Consider the following 14,521-nt stretch of genomic DNA (forward strand, 5'->3'; position numbering starts at 1 on the left):
GGTCTCAGGCCTCCTGGTAGCCGTAATGTTTCTGGGCGGCCGCCTTCGAGACGTAGCCCTCGCGGACATCCTCTGCGACCGCTGCCGGATCGCGCTTCGCCGGTTCGCCGTAACCGCCGCCGCCGGGGGTGACGAGCCGCACGCGGTCGCCGCGGCGGATCGAGACGTTGGAGTAGCGGCTGGTCGAAGCCTTGCCGTAGGCCTCGCGCATCGTCTGCCAGTCCTCGCGGCCGTTCTTCATGACCAGCGTCGCGCCGACGCCGCCTTCCGTACCGCCGTTGAGACCCCAGGGGGCGAGCAGGTGGCGGTCGGTCATCTGCGAGCAGATGATCTCGTCGTTGAGGCACAGCATCTGCTTGGAATAGCCGACCCCGCCGCGGTATTCGCCGGCACCGCCGGCATCGACGTTGAAGGCAAGGCTTTCGATGCGCCAGGGGAAGCGCGTCTCGTAGACTTCGACCGGCGTGATGCGGCAATTGCCGTTGATCGAGTCGACGCCGTCATTGCCATCGGCAAAGGCGCGGCCGCCCCAGCCGACCGCTTCGAGGTCGTAGCAGGCGAAATATTCGCCCGTATCGGCATCGACGCCGCCGAAGACGAAGTTGCAGTGCGTCGCCCCTTCCGCCGCCATGACGCGGTTGGGAATGGCCGGTGCCATGGCGCCAAGGATGGTGCCGACGATGCGCGGATGGGTTTCGGTATTGCCGCCGACCTCCGGTGCCGGGAAATCCACATTGACGATGGTGCCGGGGGGCGCCATCACGCGGATCGGCCGGAAGCAGCCGGAATTGCGCGGGATCGTCGGGTCGGTCATGTGCAGCACGGCATTGTAGGCCGCCGAGGTGGCCACACCGAGCGTCGCGTTGATCGGGCCGGAGGCCTGCGGCGAGGAGCCGTGATAGTCGACGATGATCTCGCCGCCGCGCTTGTGCACTTCTACGGCGACCGTATAGGTGCGCTCGGCATCGATGCCGTCGCTCTCGATCGTGTCGGAGAAGGCGTAGATACCATCGGGGATCGCTTCCAGTTCGGCGCGCATGCGGCGTTCCGAATAGAGCAGCAGGTCGTTGACGGTCTCCTTGATCTTCTCCTTGCCGTATTTCTTGTAGATCTGCGTCATCTGCTTTTCGCCGAGATCCACGGCGGCGATGAGGGCGCGTAGGTCGCCATAGTTGACGCGCGGCGTGCGCACATTGGCCAGAAGCAGCTTCCAGACCTCGATATTGTCCTTTCCACGCTTCTTGATCTTCACCGGCGGGATGCGAAGGCCTTCCTGGAAGATTTCCGTCGCCTCGCCGCAGAAGCCACCCGGCGCCATGCCGCCGACTTCGGCGATATGGCCGATCGCCACCGCAAAGCCCATGATCTCGCCATCGACGAAGATCGGCTTGAAGAAGGTGTGCTCCGGCGTGTGCAGGCCACCACGATAGGGGTCGTTGTGGAGGATCACGTCGCCCTCCTCGATCTCGTCGATCGGGATTTCCTTTAGGCACGACTTGACGAGCAGCGGCATGCCGCCGATCTGCGCCGGGCAATAGTCGGCAACCGCGATCATGTCGCCATTCATGTCCGCGAGGCCGCAGGTGAAGTCGAGCGCCTCGTTGAAGATCGTCGAATAGGACGTCTTCATCAGCACGATCCCCATCTCCTTGCAGAGAGAAACCATGCTGGATTCCAGGATGTTCATCGTAACGAAGTCCATGACGGTACTCCTCAGGCCGAAATGATCAGATTGCCGAGACGGTCGACGCGGAGCGTCTGTTTCGGCTGTAGGATGGTGACGGAGGCGTTTTCCTCGACAATGGCGGGACCGGTGACGGTCTGGCCTTGTTTGAAGGTGCCGCGGTCGTAGGTCTTCACCTCGTGCCAACCGTCCTCGAAGCGCACCTTGCGGCTGCCCGAAGAGGCAGGCGTGCCCTCGCCCTTTTCGAGCTCGCGCATCTGCGGCTTTTCGGAAACGGCAACGGCCACGACCTTGAGATTGACGGTCTCGATGGTCTCGCCGGGAATGGAGAAGCCGAAGCGGTTCTGGTGCTCCTCGTGGAAGCGCTCCCAAAGGTTTGCGATCGTCTCCTCGGTGAACTGGTTGGCTGGGAAGCTCAGTTCCAGCTCGTGGTTCTGGCCGAAGTAACGCGCCTCGATGGAGCGGTAGATCTCCACCTTCTGCTGATAGCCCTGCGAGACCAGCTCGGCGATGGCGCCATCCACCAGCTCCGTCATCGCCGCGGTGGCGCGGGCACCGTCGAAATATTTCGAGATCTGCTGCACCGTGCGGTGCCGGTCGACGCGGGCGTCGGTCATGATGAAACCGAAGGCCGAGAACTGGCCGGGATAGTTCGGCACGATGCCCTGCGGGATGCCGGAAATATCCATCAGGTCGCAGATATGCACCGGGCCCGCCCCCCCCGAGGCGACGAGCGAGAAGTCACGCGGATCGAGACCGCGCTGGAGGAGAACCGCACGCAACGCGCCCAGCATGTTGTTGTTGGCGATCTGCACCATGGCGAAGGCCGCCGCATCGACCTCGAGGCCGAGCTGGTCGGCAATCTTCTTCACCGCGCGATGCGCCGCCTCCGCGTCGAGCTTCATCTTGCCGCCGAGGAAATAGTCGGGGTTGATGCGGCCGAGGACGACATTGGCGTCGGTGACCGTGGCATTCTCCCCTCCGCGGCCGTAGCTGGCCGGTCCGGGTGCGGCACCGGCCGATTGCGGGCCCATGCGCAGCATGCCGCCCTTGTCGATCCAGGCGATGGAACCGCCACCGGCGCCGATCGTGTGGATGTCGATCATCGGGATCTGGATCGGCAGGCCCCATTCGATCTCGAAATTGGTCGTCACATGCTCCATGCCATCGACGACGGTCGAGCAATCGGTCGAGGTGCCACCCATGTCGAAGGTGACGAGGTTCTTGATGCCGGTCAGTTCCGAGAGGACGCGGGTCGCGACAACGGCGCCGGTCGGGCCGGACAGCGTCATCTGAACGGGGGCTTCGGCGGCACCCTTCAGCGTCGATTCACCGCCGTTCGACTTGATCACGCCAATGCGGTCGCCGATGCCGATGGCGTCGAGGCGCTTCTGCATGCGGTGGAAATTGTCGGAGACGATGGGCTTCAGATAGGCGTCGGCAATCGTCGTCGAGGCGCGGTCGTATTCCTTCCACTTCGGCAGAACGTCATAGGAAATCGAGATCGGCATGCCGGGCAGCTCTTCGGCAAGAATGTCGCGGATGCGCTGCTCGTGGCTCGGGTCGATATAGGAGAACAGCGTGCACACCGCGATCGCCTCGATCGTGCCGTCGGCCTTGATCGTTGCGGCGAGCTCGCGCACGGCCGCCTCGTCGAGCGCCGTGACAAGCTCGCCCTTGGCGCTGAAACGCCCGCCGATCTCATAGGTATCGGCGCGCTTCATCAGCGGCTTGGTCTTGATCCAGGTAATGTCATAGTGGCTGCGGCGGTCGCCGCGCTGGATGAAGGGAACATCGCGAAAACCGGTGGTCGTGACATAGGCGACCTTGGCGCCGCGGCGCGTCAGCAGCGCGTTGGTGGCAATCGTCGTGCCGAGGCGGATCTTGTCGACGCCGGCGACATCCTCCACCTGGCCAAGCCCCTGGAGCACGCCTTCGATCGGTTCGGAGGGCGTCGTCAGGTTCTTCCAGTTCTCGATGGTGCCGGTCGCCGCATCGTAGGATACGAAATCGGTGAACGTTCCCCCGATATCGATGCCGATGATTTTGTTGTCAGGCATTGTTCCCTCTTTTCTCATGGATAGGGTCAGGACGAGCGGGGTTTGTCCCGTTCGTAAGCTACAAGCAGGTGGCGCCAGGAATCGCGGATATGATCGCGGATGGCGTCCATCGCCTTTTCGGAATTGCGGGTGCGCAGCGCCTCGACGACCGGCCAGTGATCGACGGCAGCCGCCATCTGGCTTTCGAACTGGCGCTCGGCCATGGTGATCAGCATCTGCACTTCCGCCTGGATGTTGGTGAAGGCGTGCAGCGTCTGGCGGTTCTTCGAAAGCCGGCAGATTTCGAGGTGGAAGGCGAGGTCGTTTTCGACCAGCGCGATCTCGTCATTGGCATTGGCGGCCGTCACCATCGCATCGACGAAGCCGGCAATGCGCTCGATGTCGGCGTCGGTCATCTGCGGCAGCGCCTGCTCGACGGCAAAGCGCTCGACGACGACGCGGAAGGAGAAGATCTCGTCGATATCGCTGTGCAGGAAGGTGCGCACGAAGGTGCCCTTGCGGGGAACCGCGACGAGCAGGCCGCGCTCCTCCAGCCGGCGGATGGCCTCGCGGATGGGATTGCGGCTGATGCCGAGCTGGCGGGCGAGCTCCGCCTCGTTGATGCGCTGGCCGGGCTGGAGCCTGCCGAAGATCAGTTCGCGCACGAGAAAGGTCGAAACCTGATCGGACAGCATCCGGTGGTCGATGATGCCGACCGGTTCGTCTGTATTGAAAAGTAGATTGTTAGCCATTGATGAGCCCCTCCTCGCGCTGTGCCTGCTGCGGCAGGCCTATTTCTCGCCCTGCCATGATTCCGTCTTTGCGGAAGACCAGTATCAACAGCATAAAGGCCGCGATGATAAGCTCCTGCGTGCCCGCAAGCAGCGACCATTGCTCGCCGCCGATCGAAATCCCGCCCTCGAGGCGACGGAAGATATCGACCATCGCCGTGATGACGACGACGCCGACAACCGCGCCGGCAAGGCTGCCCATGCCGCCGACGATGAGCATGGCGAGCGCCAGGAAGGTGAAGCTCAGGAAGAAACTGTTGATCGACACCGTGCCGAGGTAGTGCGCCTGCAGCACCCCGCCGAGGCCGACCATGAAGCCCGAAAGCGTGAAGGCGATCAGCCGCGACCAGTAGAGCGAGATGCCCGACGCTGCGGCCGCGACCTCGTCTTCGCGCGTCGCCCGGATCGCCAGGCCGAAAGCGGACGTCTGATAGAGATAGGCGATGACGATGGCGAACACCGCGCAGCCGAGCGCCAGCCAGGCCGTAACATAGGTCGGCAGGCCGACGATCGAGGCCGAGCCCATCGTGACGCTGTCCCAGTTGGAATAGACGACGTTCAGGATGAAGAGCACGGCAAGCGTGGAGATCGACGCCGCCAGACCGGTGAGCCGCATGATGACGAGGCCGGTGAGGAAGGCGGCACCGCCGGCGAGCAGCACCGAGACCACGGCCGACGGCAGCAGCGGAATGCTCTGGTCGCGCAGGAAGGGCGGCAGGCCCGACATGGTAATCGGCTTCAGCATCTCGCAGCAGGTCTGCCAGGCGGACGCATAGGCGGCGATCGCCATGAAGGTGGCATGGCCGAAGGAGATGATGCCGGAATTGCCGACAAAGACATAGAGCCCGACGACGATGACGATGCTGATCAGCATCTCGATGACGGTGCGCTGGATGGACAGGCCACCGAACTGGCCCGTCAAGACAACGATCAGCGCAAGCGGCACGACGAGGGCCAGCACCGGAAACCAGAACCGGCCGATCGTTGCGAAGGACATGGTATCGCTCTTCATTATACGCGCTCCTTGGCGGCGCTGGTGACGATCAGGCCCTGCGGACGGACGAGGAGGATCAGGATGACGAGGCCGAACACGCCGGCATCGCGGAAGGGGCGCAGATCCGCCGGCAGATAGGTCTGCAAGAGCACGCTGGCGACACCGACCACGAAGCCGCCGAGCGCTGCACCCGGCAGCGAACCCATGCCGCCGATGACGGTGGCGAAGAAGGCGTAGACGACGGGCATAAGCCCCATGCGCAGGTCGAGCGTGCCCGTCTGGATCGTCAAGAGCAGCGAGACCGCGCCGCCGAGCAGGCCGGAGATGGCGAAGGCAAGCGCGATCACCCGGTTTGCCGGCATGCCGAGCAGGCGGGCCATCTGGAAATTCTCCGCCGCAGCCCGCATCTGGATGCCGAGCGGCGTCTTCTTGAGGAAGAGCACCAGCGCGACGAGCAGGCCGGCCGTGACGGCCATGGTCAGGAGCTGGATGCCCGGAACGCGCACGCCGCAGATCTCCACCGCATTGGCAAGGCCCTGCCCGATGCCGACCGATTTCGGCCGGCCGGTATGGATGAGCATGAGGAGGTTCTGCAGGAAATAGCTGACGGCGAAGGAGGAGATGAGCAGCGTCGACGGATTGGAATTGCGCAGCGGCCGGAAGGCGACGCGTTCCGTCAGGAGGGCCAGCACGACCACGACGACCAGCACGCCGCCGATCATGAGCGCGGAGGGCAATGCGCCCAGAAGCAACGGCGGTGCGACGCTCGCCGTCGGCACCACCAGCGCATAGGCGCCGATGGTTATGTAGTCGGCCTGCGCGAAGTTAATAAGCCGCATGACGCCGAAGACGAGGCCGATCGCCAGTGCGACGAGAGCATAGAGGCTGCCCAGCGCGATGGCATCGACGAGAACTTGAACGATGTTGGCCATGCGTGCGGTCCTAGATCGCGAGGGTGCTGTCGGTCGCCTTTTCGCCCAGATAGGCGCGGCGGACGGCGGGGTTTTTCTGGATGTCCTGCGGCGTGCCCTCGGCGAGGCTCTGGCCGCCATCGAGCACATGGATGCGCTGGCAGACGCCCATGATCACCTTCATATTGTGTTCGATCAGCAGCACGCCGCAGCCGAAACGCGCCGGCAGTTCGGCGATGACCTCCATCAGCGCCTCGCATTCCGCGTCGTTCATGCCGGAAGCCGGCTCGTCGAGCAGCGCGAAGGACGGCTGCAAGGCGAGTGCCCGGGCAATGCTGACACGCCGCTCGTCACCATAGGAAAGGCTGTCGCAGCGATGATCGGCCTTTTTGGCGAGACCCATCCAGTCGAGGATTTCCAGCGCCTGCTCCCGGGCCGCCTTGCGTGAAAGACCGCTGCCGATCGCGGCGACCGAAAGGTTCTGCTCCACCGTCATCGCCCGGAAAAGCCGAGCCGCCTGGAAGCTGCGGCCGACACCGGCCTGGGCGATCTTGCGGGCCGTGAGCTTCGAAACATCGATGCCGTCAAGCTGGATGCTGCCGCTGGTCGGCCGCTGGAAGCCGCTCAGCACATTGACCATGGTCGTCTTGCCGGCGCCGTTCGGGCCGATGAGGCCGAGCACTTCGCCGCGCCGGAGTTCGAGGTCGACCCCGCTCAAGGCCCGGATGCCGCCAAAGGCAACGGCAACGCCGCGGGCTTCCAGCCTTTCTTTCAATGGACGTGACATATCGGGCGAGACCTATCCGTAAGCTCGGCTACAAATTTTTCAGGAGATTTGGTTCCGCCAGCCGCACCGCCATGCGGCCGGCGGATCGCTGTCGGTTACTGACCGACGCGGAACAGGAGCTTCATGTCGGGCTTGAACGAATTCCGGTACACCTCGACGGCGCGGAAGGAGTCGTTCTCGACCTTCATGATCAGCCAGGGCCGGTCGACCTGGATATGCAGCTGGTCGGTGAAAGAGGTGGGGCCTGCCGTGAACGGCTGGTCCTTGAAGGTGTTCATGACACCGACCACGGCTTCGGATTCGGTCGTCTTCGCCTGCTCGACCGCATAGGCCCACTGCTCGATGAGGCTATAGCCGAGAACCGAATAGGAGGAGACCGGCGGCTCGCCGTAACGCGCCTTGTGGCTTTCGAGGAATTTGTTCATTTCCGGGCGCGGATCATCGCCGTAAAGCGACATGAAGGCGGGCAGGTAGAAATCCTTGAGGCCCGGCACGGCGTTCAGCCAGTAATTGTCGACCATGGCCGTGTTGGCGAGGATCGGCAGATCGATGCCGGCGGCGCGCAGCTGGCGCACGGCCGAAGCGCCGCCCGGCGTGAAGGAGCAGACGAAGACGGCATCCGGCTGCGTCGCCAGACCCTTGAGGCGGGTGATCTGCGAGGCGATCGACGGGTCGTCATTCTTGAACGTGTCGTTGCCGAGGATCGTCTCCGCGCCGGCGCTTGCAGTCCAGGCCGCGCGGAAACCGGCGCAGGCCGACTTGTTGTATTCGATCGTCAGGTCTTCCAGCACATAGACCGACTTCAGGTTCATTTTCTTGTTGCCGTATTCGGCAATGGCGATGCCTTCCGACTGGGCCGCGCTGTTGGCGGTGAAGGCGAGCGGGCCGACGCCCTGCACGCCCATCTTCGGATCGGCCGCGCAGAGGCTGAAGGCGATCTTGCCGGCCTGCTTGGCGGCGAGCGCCGAGGGTGCGCCGAAATCGTAGTCGCAGGAGACGACCAGCATGTCGACGCCGCCGTCAACGAGCTGTGCGCCGACAGTCGCGGCGCGGGCCTGCTCCGTCTTGGTGTCCATGACGGAATATTCGATCTGGCGACCCAGGAGGCCGCCGGCCTTGTTGATCTCCTCGATCTTCATGACGGCCGCCTTGAAGGGCGCGCTGTCGTAGTTGGAAAGCCAGCCGGATTCCGCGATGGCGAAGCCGATCTTGATCGGCTCTTCCGCTCGCACGCTGGTCAAAGGCAACAGAAAGGCGATTGCGGCCGAGGCGGCCACAGCAACAGGTTTCATCGTCGTTCCCCTTGGCGATGAACGATGCACCGCCATAATTTTTGCACATAGTCCTCTGTGGACAGAAGACAGAATGCGGGTTAGATTTTTTTTGTCAACGGCAAAAAACGGCGAGCCCTTCCGATTTCGATCCACGGCCTCGACCGCGCTAAAGGGGAACGACATGCTTGAAATCCGCGGCCTCTCCGCCGGCTACGGCCGGCTTACGGCCCTGAAATCGATCGATCTCGAGGTCAAGAAAGGCGAGATCGTCTTCGTCGTCGGCCCCAACGGCGCCGGCAAATCCACGCTTTTGAAGACGATCTCCGGGCTCATGGCGCCCACGGGAGGCACGCTCACCTTCAATGGCGAGGCCATCGCCGGCCAGGTTCCGGAAAAATTGTGCCGCAAGGGCCTGGCACTGGTGCCGGAAGGCCGCAGCATTTTTCGCACGCTGACGGTTCAGGAAAACCTGCTGCTCGGCGGCATGATCCGCAAGGACAAGGCGGAGGCCGCCGCCGATCTGGAGCGTGTGTTGGCTATCTTCCCGATCCTGAAGGCCCGCTATCGCGGCGTTGCCGGCCACCTCTCCGGCGGCGAACAACAGCAACTCGCCATCGCCCGCGCCATCCTGCAACGCCCGTCGCTAATGATGATCGACGAACCCTCGCTCGGCCTTGCACCGCTCGTCATCGACCAGGTCTATGCCAGCCTCCGCCAGCTCAATGCCGACGGGTTGACGCTGCTCGTCGTCGAACAATCCACCGCCCGCATTCTCGACCTTGCCTCCCGCATCTACGTGCTGCGCAACGGCCATGTGGCGCTGGAGGGTCCGGCAAACGAGCTTGCCGACGGCCACGCGCTGGAAGAGGCCTATTTCGGCTATGGCGAACGCCAGGCTGCGGGCGCATAATCGGGCAGGCAGGGGCAGGACAGATGATTTTCGATTATTGCGTTATCGGCGGCGGCATCGTCGGGCTGGCGACGGCCATGCGGCTTCTGGAAGGTCGGCCCGGCAGCAGCCTGATCCTCATCGAAAAGGAGGACGCGCTCGGCAAGCACCAGACCGGCCACAACAGCGGCGTCATCCATGCCGGCATCTACTATCCGCCGGGCAGCCTGAAGGCCGAGCTCTGCCGCAAGGGCGCCGAAGCCACCAAGGCCTTCTGCCTGGAGAACGACATCCGCTTCGAGGTCTGCGGCAAGCTGCTCGTCGCCACCTCCGCGCTCGAAGTGGAGCGCATGGAAGCGCTCTACGAACGCTCGAAACAGAACACGATCGAGGTCCAGCGCATCAGCGAGGGCGAGTTGAAGGAGCGGGAGCCGAACATCCGCGGCCGCGGCGCGCTGTTCGTGCCCTCGACCGGCATCGTGAGCTATGCCGAAGTCTGCCAGGCCATGGGACAGCGCATCAAGGCGCTCGGCGGCGACATTCGCCTTTCGACGCGCATCACCGGAATCCGCGAATCCATCGATTCCGTCGATATCGCATCGGCCCGAGAAAGCTGGCAGGCGAAAAAGCTGGTGGTCTGCGGCGGTCTCCAGTCGGACCGGCTGGCCGTGCTCGCCGGGCTTTCGATCGAGCATCGCATCGTCCCCTTCCGCGGCGAATATTATCGCCTGCCGGCGTTGAAGAACGACATCGTCCGCCATCTGATCTATCCCGTCCCGGATCCTGCCCTGCCCTTCCTCGGCGTACACCTGACCCGGATGATCGACGGTAGCGTGACGGTCGGGCCGAATGCCGTGATCGGCTTTGCCCGCGAGGGCTACCCACGCCTTTCCGTCAATGTCGCCGACATGGCCGACTACGCACTGTTTCCCGGTTTCTGGAAAACCGTGTTCGCCAACCGAAAATCGGCAGTCACCGAGCTGCGCAACTCGCTCTGGAAACCAGGCTACCTGGAAGAATGCCGGAAATATTGCCCGAGCCTCGAGCTTGCCGACCTGCTGCCACACGAAGCCGGCATCCGCGCCCAGGCCGTGCGCAAGGACGGCGCCCTGATCCACGATTTCCTCTTCGCGCAGACCGATCGCATGCTGCACGTCTGCAACGCCCCCTCGCCCGCCGCCACCTCGGCGATCCCGATCGCAGACATGATCGTCGAACGCATGGCAAACAAGGGACCGTAGGTCAGCCTGCACCCGGTAGGAGCTTTTCGATCTTGCCGATCAGCCTCGGCAGGTCGATCGGCTTGGTGTCGAAATCGTTGCAGCCGGCTTCGCGGGCGCGGGCTTCGTCAACATTCATGGCGTGGGCCGTGAGGGCAATGATGGGGAGGCCCGTGCCGGCGGGGCCGCTGCGGATGCGGCGCGTCGCCTCGCAGCCGTCGATGCCGGGCAGGCCGATGTCCATCAGGACGAGATCGGGCGCGTCGGCTTCCACCCGCGCGACGGCCTCTTCGCCGTCATGGGCGAAGATGACCTCGTAGCCCCGGCGTTCCAGCCGCCGCGAGAGCATGTCGCGGTTCATTTCATTGTCTTCGACAAGCAGGATCTTCACCATCTCTATGGATTCCCGGTCCCTTTCGGCGCGCCCGAGATGATGACGTCGCGAAGCGCCTGCGTGAGTTCGATATGCGCGCCCTTGCCCTTGCCGATGATCTGCGTCGTACGGGCGCTGAGCAGATCGCGTTCCGCATTGGAGAGATGTTTCGCGGTAACGACGAGCACCGGCACTGCGTTCCATTCCTCCCGGTCGCGCAGGGCCGCGAGGAACTCGAAGCCGTTCATTTCCGGCATCTGCAGGTCGAGCAGAATGGCGATCGGCGGCTCGTTGGCGGCAAGCCAGGCCATGCCCTGGCGGCCGTTCTCCGCGAGCGCGACGGCGCGCCCGAGCCGCTCGACGGTGCGCTGGATGAGGAGCCGCGTCGCCTGGTCGTCCTCGACGACGAGCACCGTTCCGCCCTGGCTGCCGCCGGTGATGCGGGCGATGAAATCGCTGAGTTCGCCGCGATCGACCGGCTTGGTGAGCATGGCGGCGGCGCCGAGCGTGAAGCCGAGCGCCTTCTCGTTGCTGATGCTGACGATTACGACGGGGATAGCGGCGAGATCCGGATCGGACTTCAGCGCGACGAGCACCGACCAGCCGTCCATCTGCGGCATCAGGATATCGAGCGTGATGGCGGCCGGGCGGTGTTTGCGCGCCATCTCCAGCGCCTGTTCCCCGGCACCGGCATACAGCACGCGATACCCCTCGCGCTTCAGGTGCGAGCCGATGATGTTGAGCGACGCCTCGTCGTCATCGACGACAAGCACGGCGCGCCGCTCGCTCTGCTCCGGCTTTGACGCCGACAGGTCGTCGCCCTCGGCCATCTCCGCGCCTGCTGCCGCCTCCTCCGGATCGGGCAGGACGAAGATGAAGCGGGAGCCCTCGCCCGGCTGGCTTTCGACTGTCAGGTCGCCGCCGAGCATCTGCGCGAAGCTGCGGCTGATCGCGAGACCCAGCCCGGTGCCGCCGAATTTGCGGGACGTCGAGCTGTCCGCCTGGGAAAACGCCTGGAAGAGCCGGCCGAGCTGTTCCTCGTTCATGCCGATGCCGGTATCCGTGACGGTCATCACCAGCAGGCGGTCCGCGCCGTTGCCCTGCCGCGTGACGGCGAGCGAAACCGTGCCCTTTTCGGTGAACTTGCAGGCATTGCTCAAAAGGTTGAGCAGCGCCTGCTTGACCTTGGTGACGTCGGTCTCGATCGTGCCGATATCGTCCGGGCAATCGACCACGAAATTGTTGTCGTTCTTGGCCGCAAGCGGGCGGATCAGCGAGGCCACGTCGTTCATCAGCGCGCCGACATCGAAGCGCTCGCGGTAGACCTCCATGCGACCCGCCTCGATCTTCGACAGGTCGAGAATGCCGTTGATGAGGCCGAGCAGGTGGTTGCCGGCGCTCTCGATCTTCTTGAGGTCGGGCAGCGATTCGGTCTGGCCGGTATCCTCGGCATCCTCCTGGAGGATCTGCGCATAGCCGATGATGGCATTGAGCGGCGTGCGCAGCTCATGGCTCATATTGGCGAGGAATTCGGATTTCACCTGCGTCGCCCGCTGCGCCTCGTCGCGCGCGAGTTCCAGCTCGTGCTGGCGCTGGCGCAGCTCGGTGATGTCGACATAGACGACGGTGAAGCCGCCTTCATGGGTGCGCCGCTCGCTGACCTGCATCCAGCGGCCGTCCTTGAAGGGCGTAACGCGGGTGGCGCTGTGATCGTGCAGGGAGAGCCGGGAGGCGAGCCATTCGTCGAAGGGCCGGTCGAGTTCGACGACGTGGCGCCCGGCGGCTTCGATGACGTCGCGGAACGTCGACGTGCCCGCCACCATTTCGGTGTGCACGGGGTGCATGTCGCGAAAGCGCTGGTTCATGATCAGCAGGCGTCCTTCGGGGCCGTAGAGCGTGAACCCTTCGTCGATACTCTCTATGGCGTCGACAAGGGTTTTACGCTGGTGCTCGGCCGCGCGGGTCAGGCGGTCGCGCTCGCCCTGGTTCTCCTTGAGGAGTTGCAGGGCCTCGCTGACCTTGCCGAGTTCGTCGCCGCCGGCCTGCGGCACGACGACCTCGGCATCGCCGGCGGTCAGCCCCCGCACGGCCGAAACGATCTCGCCGAGCGGCTTCAGGATCGATCCGAGGATGACGACGGTGAGCGCGGTGCCGATGATGGCGGCGATGGCGGAAAGCAGCGAGGCCACATTGGAGGCCCGCTCGAACTGCCGCAGGATGTTGGCGCGCGCGGTGCCGGACTGGCGGGCGAGATCGGCCTGCAGGGCGGCGAGGTTTTCTTCGACGCTGATGCCGTAGCGCCGCGCCTCGGCGAAGCGGGTGTTGCCGATCACCCGCTGGTCGTCCGTATAGGCCTCAACCGCCTGGTTGGCGAGCGCGTCGAACCGGTCGACCCCCTCACGTATCGCCGCCGCCTCGGTCGGCCGGTGCTCGGCCAGCTTGTCGAGCCGCTCGCGAAGGCGGGTGCGGGCTTCCTCGGCGCGGGTTTCGGCCAGCGTGAGGAGGCTGACGGCAAGGTCGGTCTGCCAGTAGCGCAGGCTGTTGAACGCTTCGCGCACGTCATCGGACAGCGTGCTGATCTGCGCGATGCGATTGGCCTCGTCGCCGGATTCCAGCGCGCGGAACAGTTCGCCGCGGGTGAACAGGCTGCTGCCGAGCATGGCGAGAAGCAGCACCGCCGCGAGGATGATCAGCCGCAGCCGGATCGACAGTCGCCGCGGCGAGAAGAAGGCGGCGCTGCTCATTGCGGGATGAGCCCGATGCTGATCACGCCACCCAGATCGCCCTCATGCGCGCCTTCCTTCGGGTAGCCGGTGATGTCGAGTTCGCCGGCCGGGTCGCCGTGACAGGTGAGACAGGACGGCACGTAATATTCGGGCACCATGATGCGCGCCCGCTCGCCGCCGCTCTCGGAAACCAGCGCCGAATAGATCTGGCCCTTCGGCCAGTCGGCGGCGTCCAGATAATCGCGGATCGCCGCCGCCTCGAAGGTGTCCGGCCGGGCCTTGCGGTTGCGGATCAGCACGGGCGGCGCGGTGAACTTGATGCTCGCCTCCTCGCCGACGCGGGCCTGGAAGGCTTCGGTGACCAGCCGCGTGAAGGTGGCGGGGATGAAGCCTTTGAAGCCTTCGCCCTTTGCGTTGATCGTCGCCTGGTTGGCGTCCATCACCTCGACCACCGCGTCCATCTGCGCCCGGATGAGCCGTCCCTCATAGGAGGCCGGATCGATGGTGTTCGGGTCACGGCCGGTGGCCTGCGTGTAGTTGGCGATGGCCTTTTCCAAGACGGCCGCGCCCGTCAGCCCCTTGTCGCCGAGTGCCGGATCGTTGATCCGCTCCTGGTTGACGGAAATCACCGCGCGGGCGGATTGCAGCATGGTCGCGAGGCTGCGCGCGATCGCGAGGTCAGCCGGCGCCGCTTCGGCCGCCGCAGCGCTACCGGACAGCAGCTGGAGAACCAAGAGCGCGGCCAGGCCGCATTTCATGAACGAGACCATGAGCAATCCTCCTCCAGCATGCTGCAAAGATAGCGGAATTCAGCTCTCCGGCAACCGGCAATT

General features: G+C 64.5%; 12 protein-coding genes. 2 read left to right on the forward strand and 10 right to left on the reverse strand.

Annotated features, from left to right (window positions below):
• Positions 1–4: 4 nt before the first annotated feature.
• The 7 genes from VGN93_RS25385 to VGN93_RS25415 form a co-directional block, all read right to left on the reverse strand.
• The gene (locus VGN93_RS25385) at positions 5–1,702 is read right to left on the reverse strand and encodes a hydantoinase B/oxoprolinase family protein (protein ID WP_261002852.1); all 1,698 of its coding nucleotides are present in this window, start codon (positions 1,700–1,702) and stop codon (positions 5–7) included.
• Between the two features lie 11 nt (positions 1,703–1,713).
• Positions 1,714–3,744 (reverse strand): hydantoinase/oxoprolinase family protein, encoded by a 2,031-nt coding sequence (locus VGN93_RS25390; protein ID WP_327509757.1) that lies wholly within the window; start codon positions 3,742–3,744, stop codon positions 1,714–1,716.
• Between the two features lie 26 nt (positions 3,745–3,770).
• On the reverse strand, positions 3,771–4,475 hold the full coding sequence (locus VGN93_RS25395; protein WP_327509758.1) for a GntR family transcriptional regulator: 705 nt from the start codon (positions 4,473–4,475) through the stop codon (positions 3,771–3,773).
• The gene (locus VGN93_RS25400) at positions 4,468–5,526 is read right to left on the reverse strand and encodes a branched-chain amino acid ABC transporter permease (protein ID WP_327509759.1); all 1,059 of its coding nucleotides are present in this window, start codon (positions 5,524–5,526) and stop codon (positions 4,468–4,470) included. Before VGN93_RS25400 ends, VGN93_RS25395 begins: the two co-directional genes overlap by 8 nt.
• The gene (locus VGN93_RS25405) at positions 5,526–6,440 is read right to left on the reverse strand and encodes a branched-chain amino acid ABC transporter permease (protein WP_327509760.1); all 915 of its coding nucleotides are present in this window, start codon (positions 6,438–6,440) and stop codon (positions 5,526–5,528) included. The genes VGN93_RS25400 and VGN93_RS25405 overlap by 1 nt, the downstream gene beginning before the upstream one ends.
• A 10-nt stretch (positions 6,441–6,450) precedes the next feature.
• Complete coding sequence (locus VGN93_RS25410) at positions 6,451–7,206, reverse strand: ABC transporter ATP-binding protein (RefSeq protein WP_327509761.1); 756 nt, start codon at positions 7,204–7,206, stop codon at positions 6,451–6,453.
• A 95-nt stretch (positions 7,207–7,301) separates the two neighbouring features.
• Positions 7,302–8,498, reverse strand: a complete 1,197-nt coding sequence (locus VGN93_RS25415) for an ABC transporter substrate-binding protein (protein ID WP_327509762.1) — start codon at positions 8,496–8,498, stop codon at positions 7,302–7,304.
• A gap of 163 nt (positions 8,499–8,661) precedes the next feature.
• Here VGN93_RS25415 and VGN93_RS25420 point away from each other — a divergent pair, with 163 nt between their 5' ends.
• Positions 8,662–9,390, forward strand: coding sequence for an ABC transporter ATP-binding protein (locus VGN93_RS25420; protein WP_327509763.1), 729 nt, complete (start codon positions 8,662–8,664; stop codon positions 9,388–9,390).
• A gap of 23 nt (positions 9,391–9,413) precedes the next feature.
• Complete coding sequence (lhgO, locus tag VGN93_RS25425) at positions 9,414–10,610, forward strand: L-2-hydroxyglutarate oxidase (RefSeq protein ID WP_414714171.1); 1,197 nt, start codon at positions 9,414–9,416, stop codon at positions 10,608–10,610.
• Between the two features lies 1 nt (position 10,611).
• Here the strand turns inward: lhgO and VGN93_RS25430 are convergent, their stop codons facing one another.
• From VGN93_RS25430 to VGN93_RS25440, 3 genes are read right to left on the reverse strand one after another with little or no spacing between them, the layout of a single operon-like run.
• Positions 10,612–10,983, reverse strand: coding sequence for a response regulator (locus VGN93_RS25430; RefSeq protein WP_327509764.1), 372 nt, complete (start codon positions 10,981–10,983; stop codon positions 10,612–10,614).
• 2 nt (positions 10,984–10,985) lie between these two features.
• Positions 10,986–13,706 (reverse strand): response regulator, encoded by a 2,721-nt coding sequence (locus VGN93_RS25435; protein ID WP_327509765.1) that lies wholly within the window; start codon positions 13,704–13,706, stop codon positions 10,986–10,988.
• Positions 13,703–14,458 (reverse strand): DUF3365 domain-containing protein, encoded by a 756-nt coding sequence (locus VGN93_RS25440; protein ID WP_319312630.1) that lies wholly within the window; start codon positions 14,456–14,458, stop codon positions 13,703–13,705. Before VGN93_RS25440 ends, VGN93_RS25435 begins: the two co-directional genes overlap by 4 nt.
• Positions 14,459–14,521 lie beyond the last annotated feature (63 nt).

Origin of the sequence: Shinella sp. (assembly GCF_035998705.1) — a bacterium.
Classification (GTDB): domain Bacteria; phylum Pseudomonadota; class Alphaproteobacteria; order Rhizobiales; family Rhizobiaceae; genus Shinella.

Excerpts from the sequence above, each read along its gene's own strand:
- VGN93_RS25410 (WP_327509761.1), bottom strand. The coding sequence starts at position 7,206 with ATGTCACGTCCATTGAAAGAAAGGCTGGAAGCCCGCGGCGTTGCCGTT.
- VGN93_RS25390 (WP_327509757.1), bottom strand. The coding sequence starts at position 3,744 with ATGCCTGACAACAAAATCATCGGCATCGATATCGGGGGAACGTTCACC.
- VGN93_RS25405 (WP_327509760.1), bottom strand. The coding sequence starts at position 6,440 with ATGGCCAACATCGTTCAAGTTCTCGTCGATGCCATCGCGCTGGGCAGC.
- lhgO (WP_414714171.1), top strand. The coding sequence starts at position 9,414 with ATGATTTTCGATTATTGCGTTATCGGCGGCGGCATCGTCGGGCTGGCG.
- VGN93_RS25440 (WP_319312630.1), bottom strand. The coding sequence starts at position 14,458 with ATGGTCTCGTTCATGAAATGCGGCCTGGCCGCGCTCTTGGTTCTCCAG.
- VGN93_RS25395 (WP_327509758.1), bottom strand. The coding sequence starts at position 4,475 with ATGGCTAACAATCTACTTTTCAATACAGACGAACCGGTCGGCATCATC.
- VGN93_RS25400 (WP_327509759.1), bottom strand. The coding sequence starts at position 5,526 with ATGAAGAGCGATACCATGTCCTTCGCAACGATCGGCCGGTTCTGGTTT.
- VGN93_RS25435 (WP_327509765.1), bottom strand. The coding sequence starts at position 13,706 with ATGAGCAGCGCCGCCTTCTTCTCGCCGCGGCGACTGTCGATCCGGCTG.
- VGN93_RS25430 (WP_327509764.1), bottom strand. The coding sequence starts at position 10,983 with ATGGTGAAGATCCTGCTTGTCGAAGACAATGAAATGAACCGCGACATG.
- VGN93_RS25415 (WP_327509762.1), bottom strand. The coding sequence starts at position 8,498 with ATGAAACCTGTTGCTGTGGCCGCCTCGGCCGCAATCGCCTTTCTGTTG.
- VGN93_RS25385 (WP_261002852.1), bottom strand. The coding sequence starts at position 1,702 with ATGGACTTCGTTACGATGAACATCCTGGAATCCAGCATGGTTTCTCTC.
- VGN93_RS25420 (WP_327509763.1), top strand. The coding sequence starts at position 8,662 with ATGCTTGAAATCCGCGGCCTCTCCGCCGGCTACGGCCGGCTTACGGCC.